This window comes from Pseudonocardia sp. UM4_GMWB1, assembly GCF_017312155.1.
Taxonomy (GTDB): domain Bacteria; phylum Actinomycetota; class Actinomycetes; order Mycobacteriales; family Pseudonocardiaceae; genus Pseudonocardia; species Pseudonocardia alni.
This window is the reverse complement of sequence record NZ_QJPN01000003.1, coordinates 78,158-93,124: the sequence shown is the minus strand read 5'-3', so window position 1 is coordinate 93,124 and position 14,967 is coordinate 78,158. Positions and strand designations below refer to the sequence as shown.

The window sequence follows — 14,967 nt, the reverse complement described above, 5'->3', positions numbered from 1 at the left end:
AGCCGGATGACGCTGGTCAACTCGGGACGAAATGCAGGTCGGGTCGATGCCTCTCGATCGCGCGGGCGAGTCCGATCAGCGCGTGGTCCGCGCCTGGCCGGCCGACCAGCTGCACGCACAACGGTGCGCCGTCGGACTCCCCCCGGCGCACCGGCAGCGTCAGCGCGGGCAGGCCTGCGAAGCTCGCCACCGGGGTGAAGCCGACCCGGTACGCGTAGTCGTCGTCCCCCCGGCGCGGGATCGTCGAGGTGGTGGATCTCGCCCGGGCGACGCTCGGTGGCGGGTTCGGGTCCAGCGGCATCAGCCAGACGTCGGCGCCGGAAGCCTCGAAGCGGTCGCCGATGCCCGCGCGGTGTCCACGCAGGCTGTCCAGTGCCGTGCGGTACCTGTCGTCACCGACCTCAGACCCGACCTCGAGCGCGGTGTGTGTGGACTCCTTCAGCTCGACGTCGATCCAGTCCCGCCAGATGAGGTAGGCGTCCCATGCCTCGCGGGCGCACAGCTCCCACGCCGGTCCTCGGGCGTCCCACAGATTGCCGAGCTCGACCTCGCGGGTGCGGTAGCCGACCGCGATGAGGAGCTGCTCAGCAGCCCGGGCGGCGGCGGCCATGACGGGCGAGCTGGCGTCGAGCGCCTCCGCGACGACCCCGACGGTGACCGGAGGCGAACCGTTCGGGCCGCTCGGTCCGGCGACCCGGGGTGCGAGTGCGTCGGCTGCGACCGCCAGGTCCTCGGCCGACCGGGCGACCCAGCCCAGCGCGTCCATCGGCGGGCACAGTGGGAACACCCCGTTCAGCGCCGACGTACGGTGGGTGGTGCGCAGCCCGACTGTCCCGGTGTGGCCGGCCGGCCAGCGGACGGATCCGAGCACGTCGGTGCCGAGAGCCAGGTCGCACAGTCCGGCCGCGACGGCCACGCCTGCGCCGGTGCTCGATCCCGCCGGGTCGATGTCGGGGATGTACGGGTTCACGCATCCGGATCCGACGCCGATGTTCAGCTCTGTCGTGACGACCTTGGCCACGACGGCCGCGAGACCGGGGTCCAGTTCGCGCAGGGCGCCAACGGTCTCGCGCGGATGGTGGCGGTGGTGGCGCAGGCCCAGCGTGGTGGGGAACCCGGCCACGTCGACGGTGTCCTTCACCCCGATCCGGAGAGGCGGCGCCTGCAGCGGCAACGGGTGACGGGCGACGACGGCGTTGTAGCGGCGGTCGGCGACGCGAAACCAGGCGTCGTCGACATCGCGCCATCTCTGAGCTGACAGCTCGCCGGAGCGACGGGCCCGGATCCGGTCGGCGAGCGCCATCATGATCTCCGGAGGCGGCGTCGGAGGTGCCGCGTCCGGCCGGAACGCTCCGACCGCGTAGCCGGCCAGCTGGTCGGCCGGTCGCGGCAGGTTCGGAACGGCGGCGCTCACGTAATCACCGGCTCAGCGCGCAGACGCTCATGGGCGAGCTCGCCCCAGGCTTGCCGTGGCACCCGGTCCAGCCTCGTTATGGTGTGCGGAGCGGGTGTGCCGGCCGGCGCGACGGCCGCGAACCGGGTACGCAGCTCCGCCTCCGATGTGTCCGCCGCGCTGTAGTACAGGCAGTAGTGCTCGCCGCGTATAGCGTCGGGGGTCGGCACGGCAACGGCGTCGCACCCCGGAACGGCGCGGCGGACGTACTCCTCGATGTCGGTGAGCAGGCACCGGCGGCCGTTTACCTTCACCATTCCGGCGTTCCGGCCGAGCCGCGCGAACCGGCGGTCGCCATCCGGCCGCACCACGTCGGGCATCGTGATCACCTCGGGCGGGTGGGCCGCCCCGTCCGGCCGGGCCAGGCGCGGTCCGGACACAGCCAATAGACGCTCGTGAGTGCCGTCGAGGTCGGCCTGCACATCCGGTAGAAGCTGCCACGGCTCGTGCGGATCTCCCTCAGCGGTGATCGGGCGGTGGGCGACGGCGCCGGTCTCGGTCGAGCCGAGCAGCTCCACCGCGTGACACTGGGCGGCCACCTCGTGGGCGGCTCGCGGCACGGCGGCTGTGCTGTGTAGCGCCACGACCTCATCGGCGGCGTCCAGGCGGCCGGGGCTGCGCTGCAGCACCGGCCAGGTCGCGGGCAGGCAGACCAGCAGGACGCGGCCCGTCAGCACTGGAGGCGGCGCGAGTGGGTCGGCCCACGCGTCCGTGACCGGCACCCCGAGCAGTGTCGGGAGGATCCGTCCGAACAACGTGCCGTAGAGGTGTCGCGGCGGGGCGAAGCACACGATCCGGTCGACCGGCCCGAGCACGGTCTCGGACACGAGTCGCACCTCGGCGTCGAGTTGCTCACGGGTGCGGTTCCAGCCGCGGGGTCGTCCCGTCGTCCCGGAGGTCTCGAAACGCGTCTCCCCCATCATCGGGGCCCGCCCAGGGCCGCGCGGTCCTCCAGGCGCTCGCGGACGAAGCCGGACATCCGCCCGATGGTGGAGAACCAGTGCCGGACGTCGTCGGAGACGAAGTCGACCTCGAGCCCGAACTCGTTCTCGACCGCGGTGACGGCCTCCAGCGCGGCGAGGCTGTCGTAGCGTCCGCCCAAAGCCTCGGCCAGGTCGTCGTCGGCACCGACCGGATCGAGATCGACCTTGAGCGCGGTGGCGACGACCGACCGGACCCGGCCGATGACGTCCTCGTTCAGGGTGGTGCTCATGTGTGTCCTCCTGTGGCGATGGTGGCGGCTTGGCGCAGCTCCGACCCGCTGCCGAGGTAGACCTCGGACGGGTCAGTGACGCGGAACTCGACTGTGAATAGGGCGGTCCGCTCGTCCCTGTGCAGTGCCTCGGCCAAGGCGTGTGCGAGGCCGTCACGGAACTCCCGGTCGCGGTCGGGCGCGATCCGACAGACGACGGTGGCGTGGTGTAGGCCGTCGCCGCGGGCGAGGGTCTCGATCGGCAGGCCACCGGAGTGGATCGCGGACGGCTCGGCGGTGGCGAACCGGACGATGACGTGTGCCGCGGTAACCCCCCGGTCGGTCAGCCAGCGAGTCAGGCGGACCGCGACTCCGCGGCGTTCGCGCCCGGACAGTGCCGGCGCGGTCTCGATGTCGATGGTCGGCATGGTCGACTCCTTGCGGGCTCCCGGGCTCAGGACAGCGTTAGTGCGGGTGGCGGCGCTCCGCGATCAGTCAGCCAGCGGCCGAGCAGCGCTCCCAGGCAGCGGGCCAGCGGACCGCCGTCGTCCGGGGCCAGCGGACTCCAGCTCGTTCCGTTCGGGCCGCCGACTCGGTCGGCGAACACTCGCAACCGGTCCCGGTCCAGCGGGAGGCCGAACCGCGCGGCCGTAACCACCGCCTCGTAGGTCGAGAGCAGGTCGGGGATGCGGTTGCCGGAGTCGGCGAACCCGCCGCCGCGGACCTCGTGCCGAGCGAGCAACGCGCAGACCGGGCCAGCCCGGTCGTCGCCCAGCAGGTGCAGTGCCCGCTGCGCGTGCAGGCCTGAGCGGAGGCGAGCCGGGCCACCCGGGACGTTGCCGTACCCGGTGTCGTCGTGCGCGGAGCCGTGGCGGCAGGAGCGGACGAAATCGCGCAGCAGCTCGGTGTCGACGATGGCGTCGGGCGCGGACCCGGTCAGGCGCAGGATCTCCAGGGCGGCCACGGTCGAGACCAGGTCGGAGCCGCGTCCCTCCCAGTAGCCGACACCGCCATCGGGGTTCTGCAACTCACCCACCCAGGCGGCAACTTCGGCCAGTGCCTCCAGGTCCGACTCGTGTGCGCCGGCGGCGAGCGCCCACAGCGTGCAGCGGACCTCGCTCCCCCGGCCTGGCATGTACATGACGCCGTCCTCGTTGGGTAGCCGGCAGTCCTCCAGCCAACGACGCAGCTCCGGGGCCTGCGGGTCGTCCGGTTCGGTCAGCACGGCTGCGGCTGTGCTCAGCGCGTCGCCGGCACGGGCCGGCGGGACATAGGTGTAACCGCCCGTGTCGCACGCGAACTCGCCGATCCGGTCGACAACGGTGTCAGCGACGTCCGCCGTCGTCGCGCCGATCGCGCGCAGCGCTCCGACCGCGCAGAACGAGGCCCAGACGTCCTCCTGGTCGTACCCCGGCCAGCGGACGAAGGCACCGCCCTCCGCACGACGGGCGTCGATCCAGGCCGCACAGCCGTCCGGGTCGGTCGGCCCGGCCCCCAGCGCGTGCAGCGCGCCGGTCGCCCGGTAGGTCGCCCACAGGCACGGCGTACCGGCATTCACGTGCAGCCGGAACCCGCCGTCGTCGCCCTGCATGCCGCGCATCCACGCGACGAGGCGGTCGACGTCCCACGGCGCCTTGCCGCCGAGGCCGGCCTCGAGCCAGGCGACCACGCCGTAGTAGCAGGCCCGGACGTCCGGACCCCGGCCCCTGGCCGCGTGCTCGGGGGTCCAGCACAGACCTCCATCGGCGTCCTGTAGGCCGCCCAGCCAGGACTGCAGCGCCTCCGGGTCGGGGACCGGGCCCCCGCACACCCGGACCTGGGTCCTCACCGAGAAATGCGTCGCCCACACGTCGGCGTGCTGCCCGGGCTGCATCCCGTAGGCATGCCCCGTCCAGGTGGCGCCCAGCCACTCCTCGGTCGCGGCCGTGTCGTCGACCGGGGTCCCGAGGTCGCGCAGCGCCTGGGTGCAGTAGAACGTGGCCCACGCGTCGGAGGCCATGCCTCGGCTCCATGCGTACCCGCCGTCGGCGTTCCGCCGCGACCGCAGGTAGCGCGCGGTCGACTCGGGAGCCCGGACGTCGGGGAGCCGGTCCAGCCAGCCAAGTGTGCGCACCGCTGCGTAGGTGCACCATAGATCCGGCTCGCCGGTACCCTGCCCCGGTCCGGCGGGAGCACGCGCGATCCGCAGAGACTTCGGCGCGATCATCGGTCGGCTCCGACGAACCGGACGTTGGAGCGCTTCCAGCTCTTCTGCGACGCACCGCTTTTCGCGGCGGCAGGCAGCGAGTTGAGGAAGACGACGTCGTCCCACTCGAGCCCGAGGTGTTCCTGCGAGTGGCGCCGGATCCGGTCCGCTAGGAGCGGCTCCTGTTCCCGATCGCTGTCGACATCCCGCTCGAGCAAGAGGCGGGCGCAGTCACGCGTCTCGTCGACCTCAACGAGGTAGGTGGTCACCGGGGCGCTGCCGAATACGATCGTCTCGACGTCCCGCACCGCCAGTGCGACACCGCTCACCGTGATCTCCTCGGCGGCCCGGCCGTGCACCTGCACAATCGGCACGGCGCTGCCGCACGGGCACCCGACCTCGAGGTCGACGACGTCGCCGGTGTCCACCCGCAGCAGCGGGCGGGCGTGTAAGCGCAACGGCGTGACGACTAGGTTGCCGGCACCGGAGCCGCGTGCGGGGGTGGTCGAGGTCCCGTCGGAAAGCTCGAAGTACGCAGCGGACGGCAGCAGGTGCAGCCTGCTCCGGGCGCACGTCGCGGCGAGCGTCCCAGTCTCGGTGCTGCCGTAGCTGGCGTCGTGGACCTCGCCACCCCACCACTGCCCGAGCCGGTCCCGGAACGGCTCCGTGCTGACCTCGCCGAGCAGCATCAGCACACGCGTCGACGACCGCAGGTCGGCGAGTTCGCCCCGGCTCTTCGCCAGACGCGTCATGTGCATTGCCACGCCGGGTGCGACGAACACGACCGTGGGGCGGAAGGTGCGCCACATCTCGGCGATCCGGTCCCAGTCGGCGATCCCGGTCGTGAACGGGTAGGCCCGGACGTGCGACACCCCCAGGTACTCGCACACGCCGACGACCAGGTCCCCGACGGGGACCAAGTCCGACGGGAGCAGGATCGCAACCCGGTCGCCGTCCTCGACGACGTCCCGCCACGCTTCCGCGACCGAGACGACGTTCCAGATGACGTCCTCAACCAGGCGGGGGGTAGGAGTCGGACGGCCGGACGTCCCGGTGGTCTCGTAATACTTGTGGCTCGCCCCGAGCTCGACGGTCGTGAAGTCCAGCGGTGCGGCCTTGAGCGCGCCCTTCGTCGTGATTGGGAGGTTCTCGAACTCCCGCATCGAAAAGTCCGGGAGGCCGCGGTACGCCGCGCTGCGGCGCGCCCGGTCCCAGGACGACCTCAACCGAGACTCGTAGTACTCCGGCTCCGGGATCGTATTGCGTGGTGGCGCGTACTCAGCCTGCGCTTCCCTGAGAATCGTCATTCTGCGCTCATCGGCGATCAGCATCCGACACAGCCCCCGATTTGTCTTTCCCGCGGATGCTCGACAAACACATTGAACACCCTAGCGAATGGAATCGACTTCAACGTATAGATCTAAATGATCAACTACAACCTCTATGGCGCACGTCACTTGATCCTGAACTCGAGTTCGTTTTGAGTTCAATTCTCCGTCGCTTGACGCCAGCTCCTTACTCGGGTTCTCTCACTGCCGTGAAACTCGATCGGGAGGCTCTATGTGCGGTATTGCGGGATGGGTCGACCTCGGTCGACCGACCGATCCGTCCGCCGGTGTGATCAACCGGATGCTCGACCCGCTCGCCTGTCGGGGGCCAGACGCCGAGGGTGCGTGGCACGGACGGCACGCGGTCCTCGGGCACCGGCGTCTCGCGATCATCGACCTGGAGGGTGGCGTGCAGCCCATGGCGGACACGCCGGCCGCGCCGCACGTCGTGCTCAGCTACAGCGGCGAGGTGTACAACTTCGACGACCTGCGGCGGGAGCTGACCGCGCGCGGTCATGCCTTCCGCACCCGCTCGGACACCGAGGTCGTGCTTCGGGCCTACCTGGAGTGGTCCGACGCGTTCGTCGAGCGCCTCGACGGGATCTTCGCGTTCGCTCTCTGGGACGACCGCAGGCAGAAGTTGCTCCTCGCTCGCGATCCGCTAGGGGTCAAGCCACTCTCGGTGGCCCGCACGGCGGATGGGATCGTGTTCGGCTCCGAGCCGAAGGCCCTGCTGGCGCACCCAGACGTCGGCCGTAACGTCGACCCGCACGGCCTCGCCGACCTGCTCGGCCTGATGGGTACGCCGACCGTCACGCCCTTCCGCGACATCTGCGAGATCGAGCCGGGAACGATGCAGGTCGTGGGCGCGAACGGTGTCCGGACCCTGCGCTACTGGCAGCTCGAACGTCGTCCACACACCGACGACCTGCCGACCACAGTCGACACGGTGCGGGAGCATCTGGGCCGCGCGGTCCGGCAGCAGACGGTGGCCGACGTGCCCTTGTGCTCGCTGCTCTCGGGTGGGCTCGACTCGAGCCTGATCGCTGCGTTCGCCGACCCCGCCGTCGGCATCGACGCGTTGCGGACGTTCGCCGTGGACTTCGTCGGCGCGGACAAGGACTTCCGGTCCGACGAGTTCCGGCCCGCGCGGGACTCCCCGTACGCCGAGCAGGTGGCGCAGCACCTTGGTACCGACCACCGCACCATCCGCATCGATGCGGACGAGCTGATGTCGTCGGAGGCTCGGCTGGGAGTCCTGGAGGCGAACGACTCCCCATTCACGTTCGGCGACGTGGACACGTCGCTGCTGCTGCTGTTCCGGGAGATCCGACGGCACTCCACGGTCGCGCTGTCCGGCGAGTCGGCGGACGAGATCTTCGGTGGGTACGTCTGGTTCGAGGACCCGGACGTGCGGCGCGACACCTACCCCTGGCTGTCGCGCATGCAGGCCGCTCCACCGGAGTTGCTCACCGAGGAGTTCCGACGGGAGGTGCAGTTCAACGAATATCGCGCTAGTCGACTCCGCGACGCACAATCGGAGGTTCCGCACGCGGACGGAGACGATCCGCATGAACGTCGCATGCGCGAGATGATTCACCTCAACCTAACGAGATGGCTACCAATTCTTCTGGACCGTAAGGATCGACTCAGCATGGCCGCCGGTCTTGAGGTGAGGGTGCCGTTCTGCGACAAGGCACTTGTGGGTTACGTCTATAATGTTCCGTGGTCCTGGAAAGCACTTGACGGCGAGCCGAAGGGACTTCTCCGCCGCGCCGCGGAGGGATTACTCCCGGACAGCGTCGTCCACCGGCGCAAGAGCCCATACCCGACGACTGCGGACAGGCGCTACGAGAAGGACCTCCGGGAGCGCGTCCGTCACCTGCTCGATACCGGTTCGCCCGCACTGGATGTGATCGACCGGGGCGGGCTGGAGGTGATGCTCGACGAGCCGGCCGGGTCGTTCGGATCCCAGCTGCAGCGCAACGGGATGGAGACAGCGGTCAGCCTGGATCTCTGGCTCTCGCGGTACGGCCTGACTCTGCCGTAACAGGTCCTGGTTACTCGAGCCCTACGTGCGTCACTGACTGAGACCCGAATCGCCGGTACAGGTCGTCGAGGGCCTGGGTCAGCAACGCGTCCAGACTCCGGCGTTGGTCCTCGCTCAGCCCCGCAAGGAGGGACTCATCGGTCTCTGCCACCCGACCGACGAGACGCTCGACCAGCCGGTGCCCGTCGTCGAGCAGGGTGACGACGACGGTCCGCGCGCCGGAGGCACGGGTGCGGCGGATGAGGCCGTCGCGCTCGGCGCGGGCCAGCCGCTGCGAGATCGCTCCCGCCGTCACCATGCTCTGCTGGGCAAGCTCACGGGTACTGAGCTCGTATGGCTGACCGGCCCGCCGCAAAGTGCTCAGCAGGTCGAGGGTCGCTAGGTCGGCGCCCTCCTCGGTAACCACCCGCCGTCGTGCGTCACCGAACAGCTTGGCGAGCTGCCAAACCCGGGTGACGACCTGCATACCTCCGACCGGGGTACCGGGGCGCTCCCGCAACCAGGCAGCCGCGATGGCGTCGATTTTGTCGTAGGGGGCAGAGGGATTAGTCGCCGAAGCCATACGCCCAGGCTAAGGCTCGGTTAAGGCAGTCGGGCCGCCCCGCCCGGGCGCCCGCCGTGCGAGGCGCGTTCGCGGATCTTGCAGACCGCGATCGCGCTGAGATGGCTGCCTGAGCCGCTCTGGGTCTGATGGAGACCCGCGCTATGGGATTCCGACCGGCTGTTGGTCGTCCCGGTGGGCAGCGTAGAACGCCTGCTCGTACTCGTGCGGAGGCCGGTCGTCGAGGTAGCCGTGCAGGCGCTGATGGTTGTGCCAGTGCACCCAGCCCAGTGTCGCGAGCTCGACGTCCTCAACGGTCTTCCACGGACCGTCTCGGGTGGGACCGCGGATGAGCTCGGCCTTGTAGTAGCCGTTCACGGTCTCGGCCAGGGCGTTGTCGAACGAGTCCCCGACGCTGCCGATCGACGGGACCGCGCCGATCTCGGCCAGGCGCTCGCCGTAGCGCACCGATGTGAACTGCCTGGGTTCAACCGGTCGTTGCAACACCGGGTTGTTGGAGTGAGCGTAGCTGCTCTTCGAACACTTCGGCGGGGGTCTTCCAGTCGAGGCTCTTGCGGGGCCTGTTGTTGAGCGCGAGGGCGACGGCTTCGAGATCTTCGGCGGACCAGCGCGAGAGATCTGTGCCCTTCGGGAAGTACTGCCGCAGAAGCCCGTTGGTGTTCTCGTTCGTCGGCCGCTGCCAGGGTGAGTGGGGGTCGGCGAAGAACACCTTCGTGCCTGTCTCGAGCGCGAACTGGGCGTGTCCGGAGAGCTCCTTGCCGCGATCCCAGGTGAGCGTCTGGCGGAGCTGTTCGGGCAGCGTCGTCATCGACATGGTCAGGGCGGCGTTCATCGCCGCGGCGCCGTATCCGCCCAGCGCGGGACCGTTCTTGACCGGCGGGGTCTCACCCCAGCCGTTCAGCCGCGGCAAGTGCACCAGCAGGGTCGAGCGGCTCTTGCGTTCTACGATCGTGCCGATGGCGGAGCGACCGGTGCCGATGATCAAGTCGCCTTCCCAATGCCCGGGAACAGCACGGTCCGCCGCCTCTGCGGGGCGCTTCGAGAACACGACATCGGCGGTGACGTGTCCTTGCGGGCGATTCTGCGCGCGAGCCCGCGGCTGCCGCAGCGCACGTCCTGTTCGCAGGCAGGCGACGAGTTCGCGTTTGAGCGCGCCACGGCCCTGGATGAACAGCGACTGGTAGATCGCCTCGTGGCTGATGCGCATGGACTCATCATCCGGGAAATCGACCTTCAAACGGTGCGAGATCTGCTCCGGACTCCACGCGGTCGCCCACCGCCGATCCTGCCGATGCGGCTTGTTCAGCCCCTTCCATGCTGGCGGCTCCGGCCCAACGACGATGCTGCCGTCCGGCCGGCGCACGCCCCCAGCGAGCCGCTCCTGCACGTACTCCCGCAGCTCGTCGTTGCTCGCGAGCTTCGCGGTCTTCGGTCGTTTCGCTGCCTGCTGGGCCTTCCACTGCGCCACCAGCGCTCGGTACTCCGCCTTCCCTCCCCGGGTGGCCGCGTTGCGACGCAGCTCGCGAGAGACGGTCCCCGGGTCACGCCCGATCGCCCGGCCGATCTCGCGCACTCCCGTGTTCTTGGCGTGCAGGATCGCGATCTCCTCACGCTCCTCGAAGGACAAGTAGCGGCCGCTGGGCTCGGCCAGTGAGATCGGAGGCATACCGCCAGCGTGGCGAAACCACCGTGCGCCGACCGGCACAGACACGCCCACCTTCAGCGCCGCCTCGGCTGAGGTGATGCCCGTCGCGATCAACCGCCAGAACTGCCGCTGCACCGCACGCGAGGGCTCGGGCCGCCCAGGCGAACGCATCGGGGGCCGCAACGCCCGATCCGCCCGCCACTGACGTCTAGCCCCTTCGGGCACCTCGCTCGTCTTCGCGATCCAGTCCTTCGTCGCCACTGCCGAACACCTCCATGATCGAGGTGTTGCGACGACCAGTTGAATCCGCCCTGGGCTCCCGCATCGCTGTGACAGCGCAGATCCGGCAGCCGGGCACCGCGCGACCAGCGGGCCATCTCCAGCGCATCGAGCACCATGCTGGTGCGCATGTGCCCGGCGACCCGCCAGCCCACGATCATCCGCGAGAAGGCGTCGACGATGAAGCACACGTAGGCCACGCCGGCCCAGGTCGGCACGTAGGTCAGGTCGGTGACCCACAACCGGTTCGGCGCCTCGGCCCGGAACCGGCGTTCGACCAGGTCCGGGTGCCGGGCCGCGACCGGATCCGCCCGCGTGGTGCGGACCCGCTTCGTCCGGCGTGCGCCCTCAATCCCCACCGTACGCATCAGGCGGGCGACCTGATCACGCCCGACATCCAGGCCGGCGCGCCGCGCCGCCTTCCAGAGCTTGCGCGCCCCGTAGACGCGGTAGTTGTTCTCCCACAACCCGACCAGCAGCGGGGTCAGCTCGGCATCCCGCCTGGCCCGCGCCGAGGCCGGGCGGGTCTTGGACGCGTAGTAGCTGCTCGGGGCCACCTGCAGCACACGGCAGATGAGCTCGACCCCGAGCCGGCGCCCCTCCACGACCTCGTCACGGTGGGCGTCGATGAACTCCACTATCTGCGGTACTGGCGGTCGAGCTCCGCGATGCTCCTATGTCAAGCCGCAACCACAAGATCGTCATGCTCCGATTCGGCAGGCCTTGCCGTCACAGCGTTGTGCGCTGGCTCGTCGGCGCGCAGGGCTGCGAAGACGGCATCGGAGAGCCGTCTGCGGAGCAGCCGCAGCGCCTCGGTGCGGGTCTTGCCCGCTGCGGTGAGTTTCTCGACGTAGACGGCGCCGGGTCCGATGCCGCGTGTCTGGGTCACGGCGATCATGTGGAGGGCGCAGTTCATGGTGCGGTTGCCGCCGCGGTTGAGCCGGACCTTCCCGGCGGTGTTGCCTGACCAGACCGGGATCGGGGCGGTACCGGTGAAGCGGGCGTAGGCGTCCTTGGAGCGGAACCTGCTGGCCCTGGCGGTTTCAGCGAACAGGGTCGCGGCGGACAGCACCCCGCATCCGGGCAGCGCGAGCAGCGTCGGGGCCAGGCGCCGCATCAGCGTGCGCAGTTCGCCTTCGAGTCCGTTGATCTGCACAGTCAGTTCGCGGCAGCGCGCGAGCTGCTCACGGCAGACGCGCACGAGCACTCCGCTGTGTCCGGCCAGGGTCTCGGCGAGGGCGTCCATGACGCAGAATCGGCGCAGCCCACGGCTGGGCACGGCCAGGGTCGGGTCGAGTTCATGCAGGTACCAGCGCAGCCGGCTCTGGATGCGGGTGCGTTCGGCGACAAGGTCTCGGCGGTGATCGACCAGGAGCCGGACCTCGCGGGCCGGCCCGTCGAGCTCAGCGACCGGGAGGTCGTCGTGCCGCAGCGCGGCGAGCGCGACGGCCTCGGCGTCGATGGGGTCAGACTTGCCCGGCTCCCGACCACCACGGCGTGCTCCGGCCATCAGCCGGGTCGGTACGCGTATCACTCGGGCGCCCGCGCCGAGCAGATCCCGCTCCAGACGGCGGGTCAGATGCCTGCAGTCCTCGAGCGCGAAGGCGACCTCACCCCACTTGGCCGACCAGGCCAGCAGCTTCAAGTGCCCGTCCGAGGTCGCGGCCACGGTGAGCTCGCCGAGGCGGCGGCCGACCTCATTGAGGGCGACGACGGTATGGGTGCGCTTGTGTGAGTCGGTTCCGATCATGACCACGAGACTCCGGACTCCTGACGTTCGAGCGTTCGGTCCTCCGCATCGCCCGAGAACGGGCACGCCTCAGTTGGGCCGAGCGCACGCTCCTATCAGGCCACGCGCTCGGGCGATCCGGACGCCTGGCGGGGCCGCACATCGCCGAGAAACCACCCCGTGGTCAACCACTACCGCGGCGGGCGCCGAAGAAAGGAGCGAACCCCGCCAGGCATGATCATCGTGGCACTGAGGCGACGACGGTATGGGTGCGCTTGTGTGAGTCGGTTCCGATCATGACCACGAGACTCCGGACTCCTGACGTTCGAGCGTTCGGTCCTCCGCATCGCCCGAGAACGGGCACGCCTCAGTTGGGCCGAGCGCACGCTCCTATCAGGCCACGCGCTCGGGCGATCCGGACGCCTGGCGGGGCCGCACATCGCCGAGAAACCACCCCGTGGTCAACCACTACCGCGGCGGGCGCCGAAGAAAGGAGCGAACCCCGCCAGGCATGATCATCGTGGCACTGACCCGAAGAAACTCGCAGCCCGCTTGAGCACCTCGTTGGCCCGCCGCAGCTCCCGGACCTCCTGCTCGAGCTCACGCACCCGGGCCGCCTCGTCCGTGGACACGCCGGGCTGGTGGCCGTCGTCGATGTCAGCCTGGCGCACCCACAACCGCACCGACTCCGCGCCGTAACCGAGCTGATCGGCCACCCGCTTCACCACACCGTGATCGTGGCCCAGCTCAGCGCGCAGCGTGCGGACCATCCGCACCGCCGCGGCCTTCTCCTCCTGCGAGTACCGCCGCGTCGTGGGCTTGCCCGCAGTTCGTTCTGACGGCATGACTCCATCCTCGTTTCCAAGGCCAGGAGCCTCCACCGGACCCAGAGCGACTCAGAGCGTTCACAAGCCCAGCCGGGTCACGGCATTGCCCACGAGCGGGGCGTGGTCGCGGTCGTAGGTCTCGATCATGGCGTCGCTGGTGTGGCGGGTCTGGCGGCGTACCGAGCGGTGGTCGGCGCCGTTGCGGCGGGCGGTGGTGACGAACCCGGCGCGCAGTGAGTGGAATCCCATCGGGCCCGGCAGGCCCGCGGCTTCGGCGCGGCGGCGGACCATGGCGTGCAGGGCGTCGCCGGTCATCGGGGTGTCGGTGAGGGTGCCGCCGCGGCGGATCGCCCGCAGCAGCGGTGTGTGCCCCGCCAGCGTGGGTGCCGGGGCCCGGAACGACCGGGCCGCCGGCCCGTGAGTTCCCGCGGCGCCGGCGTCGGCGGGCGTGGAGGTGCGTGCGTCACCAGCGCGGTCGTCGGTGGGGTCGGGGTGCGGGAACAGGTGGCCCAGGTCGGGCCAGGGCGGGGTGGCCAGGACGGCGCGCATCAGGGCCGGGCGGCCGTGCGGGGCGGCGGCGAGCAGCCCCATCCAGCGCAGCACCGCGCACGGCGGGCAGGTCCCGGCCCGGGCGCCGTAGGGCAGCACCACGGTCGCGCCGCGACTGGTCTGGTCGGTCTTGGACCGGGCGATGTGTACGTGCAGCCCGTCGGCGGGGTGGAAGGACACGTCGGCGACGGTGAGGGCGGCGAGCTCGCTGCGGCGCAGCGCTCCGGTGAATCCGATCAGCAGCGCGGCGGCGTCGCGGGCGCCGATCAGCCCGGCCGGCCACGTCCCGAACTCGATGTCCGCGAGCACGGTGCGCAGGTCGTCCAGCAGGAGCGGGCGCATCTGGTGTGTGGCGTGGGCGCGGGTGCGGCGGATCCCGGTGAGCACCGCACCGACGGCCGGGTCGCGGGTCGGGGACGGGTGGCCGGCGTCGTGGTGGGCGGCGGCGATCGCGGCCAGGCGCCGGCCCATCGTGGCCGGGGAGAACACCGCCTGCCCGTCTGCGGTGCGGGTGGCCTCGAGGTCGGCCAGGTAGAGCCGCACGGTGTCCACCGCCGCCGGCAACGCTGGTAGCCCCGCTGCGGCACACCAGCGGGAGAAGTGCGCCCAGTCTCCCGCATAGGCGGCGCGGGTGCGCGGTGCGCGCGCGGCGGTGGCGTGGGCGTCGGCGCGGGCGGCCAGCGCGGCCAGCGACGCGGCCCGGGCGGCCGCGGCCGCGACGCCACCGGGCAGCACCGCGGTGTCGAGCGCGGTGTCGAGCTCGACCCCGGGCTCGGCCGCGGCGCCCGCATCGGGGCCCATGTCGGTGCCCGGGCGGGCATCGGTGGCCTTCTCCACGCTCATCCGGGGCCCCTTCCCTGGACATGGACCTGCGCCCGCGATCGCGGGATAGGTCAGATAACGGGAGATTATCGCGTGTCTCAGCCGCACAGGCGGAAGTGACCAGGTGCGTCGCCCACGACGACCGAATCGAGGCAGACCCGCCCGCGGGAGACGGCCCTGAACAGGGCAGACTCCCCTGAACTTTCTCCCGACTGCCGGATCCTGGGAGGCTGGAGGCATGGCTCCGATCCGTAAGGTCCATGCCGCGTAGGCGCCCCGCCCAGGTACGGGCGAGAAACCAGCGTCAGCCGCGCCCGACTGCGATACGCGGTGTTCCGCTCTCGAC

The 14,967-nt window shown here is 70.6% G+C and carries 11 protein-coding genes and 3 pseudogenes; 1 reads left to right on the top strand and 13 read right to left on the bottom strand.

The window, feature by feature from the left end:
• Window positions 1–16 precede the first annotated feature (16 nt).
• The 6 genes from DMP15_RS29655 to DMP15_RS29630 all read right to left on the bottom strand — a co-directional run bounded on the left by DMP15_RS29655 (window position 17) and on the right by DMP15_RS29630 (window position 6,161).
• Window positions 17–1,414, bottom strand: coding sequence for an amidase (locus DMP15_RS29655; RefSeq protein ID WP_337826936.1), 1,398 nt, complete (start codon window positions 1,412–1,414; stop codon window positions 17–19).
• Complete coding sequence (locus DMP15_RS29650) at window positions 1,411–2,280, bottom strand: hypothetical protein (protein ID WP_337826935.1); 870 nt, start codon at window positions 2,278–2,280, stop codon at window positions 1,411–1,413. The genes DMP15_RS29655 and DMP15_RS29650 overlap by 4 nt, the downstream gene beginning before the upstream one ends.
• A gap of 92 nt (window positions 2,281–2,372) precedes the next feature.
• Window positions 2,373–2,666: an acyl carrier protein gene (locus tag DMP15_RS29645; protein ID WP_337826934.1), complete on the bottom strand. Its 294-nt coding sequence runs from the start codon at window positions 2,664–2,666 to the stop codon at window positions 2,373–2,375.
• Window positions 2,663–3,073, bottom strand: a complete 411-nt coding sequence (locus DMP15_RS29640) for a hypothetical protein (RefSeq protein WP_337826933.1) — start codon at window positions 3,071–3,073, stop codon at window positions 2,663–2,665. Before DMP15_RS29640 ends, DMP15_RS29645 begins: the two co-directional genes overlap by 4 nt.
• Window positions 3,074–3,099: 26 nt before the next feature.
• Window positions 3,100–4,851 carry a prenyltransferase/squalene oxidase repeat-containing protein gene (locus DMP15_RS29635; RefSeq protein ID WP_337826932.1) on the bottom strand — a complete coding sequence of 584 codons (1,752 nt, stop codon included), beginning with the start codon at window positions 4,849–4,851 and terminating at the stop codon, window positions 3,100–3,102.
• Window positions 4,848–6,161, bottom strand: coding sequence for a phenylacetate--CoA ligase family protein (locus tag DMP15_RS29630; RefSeq protein WP_337826931.1), 1,314 nt, complete (start codon window positions 6,159–6,161; stop codon window positions 4,848–4,850). The genes DMP15_RS29635 and DMP15_RS29630 overlap by 4 nt, the downstream gene beginning before the upstream one ends.
• A gap of 229 nt (window positions 6,162–6,390) precedes the next feature.
• Here DMP15_RS29630 and asnB point away from each other — a divergent pair, with 229 nt between their 5' ends.
• Window positions 6,391–8,208, top strand: coding sequence for an asparagine synthase (glutamine-hydrolyzing) (gene asnB, locus DMP15_RS29625; protein ID WP_337826930.1), 1,818 nt, complete (start codon window positions 6,391–6,393; stop codon window positions 8,206–8,208).
• Window positions 8,209–8,218: 10 nt separating this feature from the next.
• Here the strand turns inward: asnB and DMP15_RS29620 are convergent, their stop codons facing one another.
• The 7 genes and pseudogenes from DMP15_RS29620 to DMP15_RS29590 all read right to left on the bottom strand — a co-directional run bounded on the left by DMP15_RS29620 (window position 8,219) and on the right by DMP15_RS29590 (window position 14,642).
• Window positions 8,219–8,770, bottom strand: coding sequence for a MarR family winged helix-turn-helix transcriptional regulator (locus tag DMP15_RS29620; RefSeq protein WP_337826929.1), 552 nt, complete (start codon window positions 8,768–8,770; stop codon window positions 8,219–8,221).
• A 141-nt stretch (window positions 8,771–8,911) separates the two neighbouring features.
• Window positions 8,912–9,229: pseudogene (locus tag DMP15_RS29615) on the bottom strand (integrase core domain-containing protein); the annotation flags it as partial.
• Window positions 9,230–9,236: 7 nt separating this feature from the next.
• Window positions 9,237–10,586 (bottom strand): IS30 family transposase, encoded by a 1,350-nt coding sequence (locus tag DMP15_RS29610; protein WP_443217716.1) that lies wholly within the window; start codon window positions 10,584–10,586, stop codon window positions 9,237–9,239.
• A pseudogene (locus tag DMP15_RS29605) lies at window positions 10,526–11,359 on the bottom strand (IS3 family transposase); the annotation flags it as partial. The pseudogene DMP15_RS29605 and the gene DMP15_RS29610, both read right to left, overlap by 61 nt.
• A gap of 14 nt (window positions 11,360–11,373) precedes the next feature.
• The gene (locus DMP15_RS29600; RefSeq protein WP_337826782.1) at window positions 11,374–12,444 is read right to left on the bottom strand and encodes an IS110 family transposase; all 1,071 of its coding nucleotides are present in this window, start codon (window positions 12,442–12,444) and stop codon (window positions 11,374–11,376) included.
• Between the two features lie 512 nt (window positions 12,445–12,956).
• Window positions 12,957–13,268: pseudogene (locus DMP15_RS29595) on the bottom strand (transposase); the annotation flags it as partial.
• Between the two features lie 60 nt (window positions 13,269–13,328).
• Window positions 13,329–14,642 (bottom strand): hypothetical protein, encoded by a 1,314-nt coding sequence (locus DMP15_RS29590; RefSeq protein ID WP_337826928.1) that lies wholly within the window; start codon window positions 14,640–14,642, stop codon window positions 13,329–13,331.
• Between the last annotated feature and the right edge of the window lie 325 nt (window positions 14,643–14,967).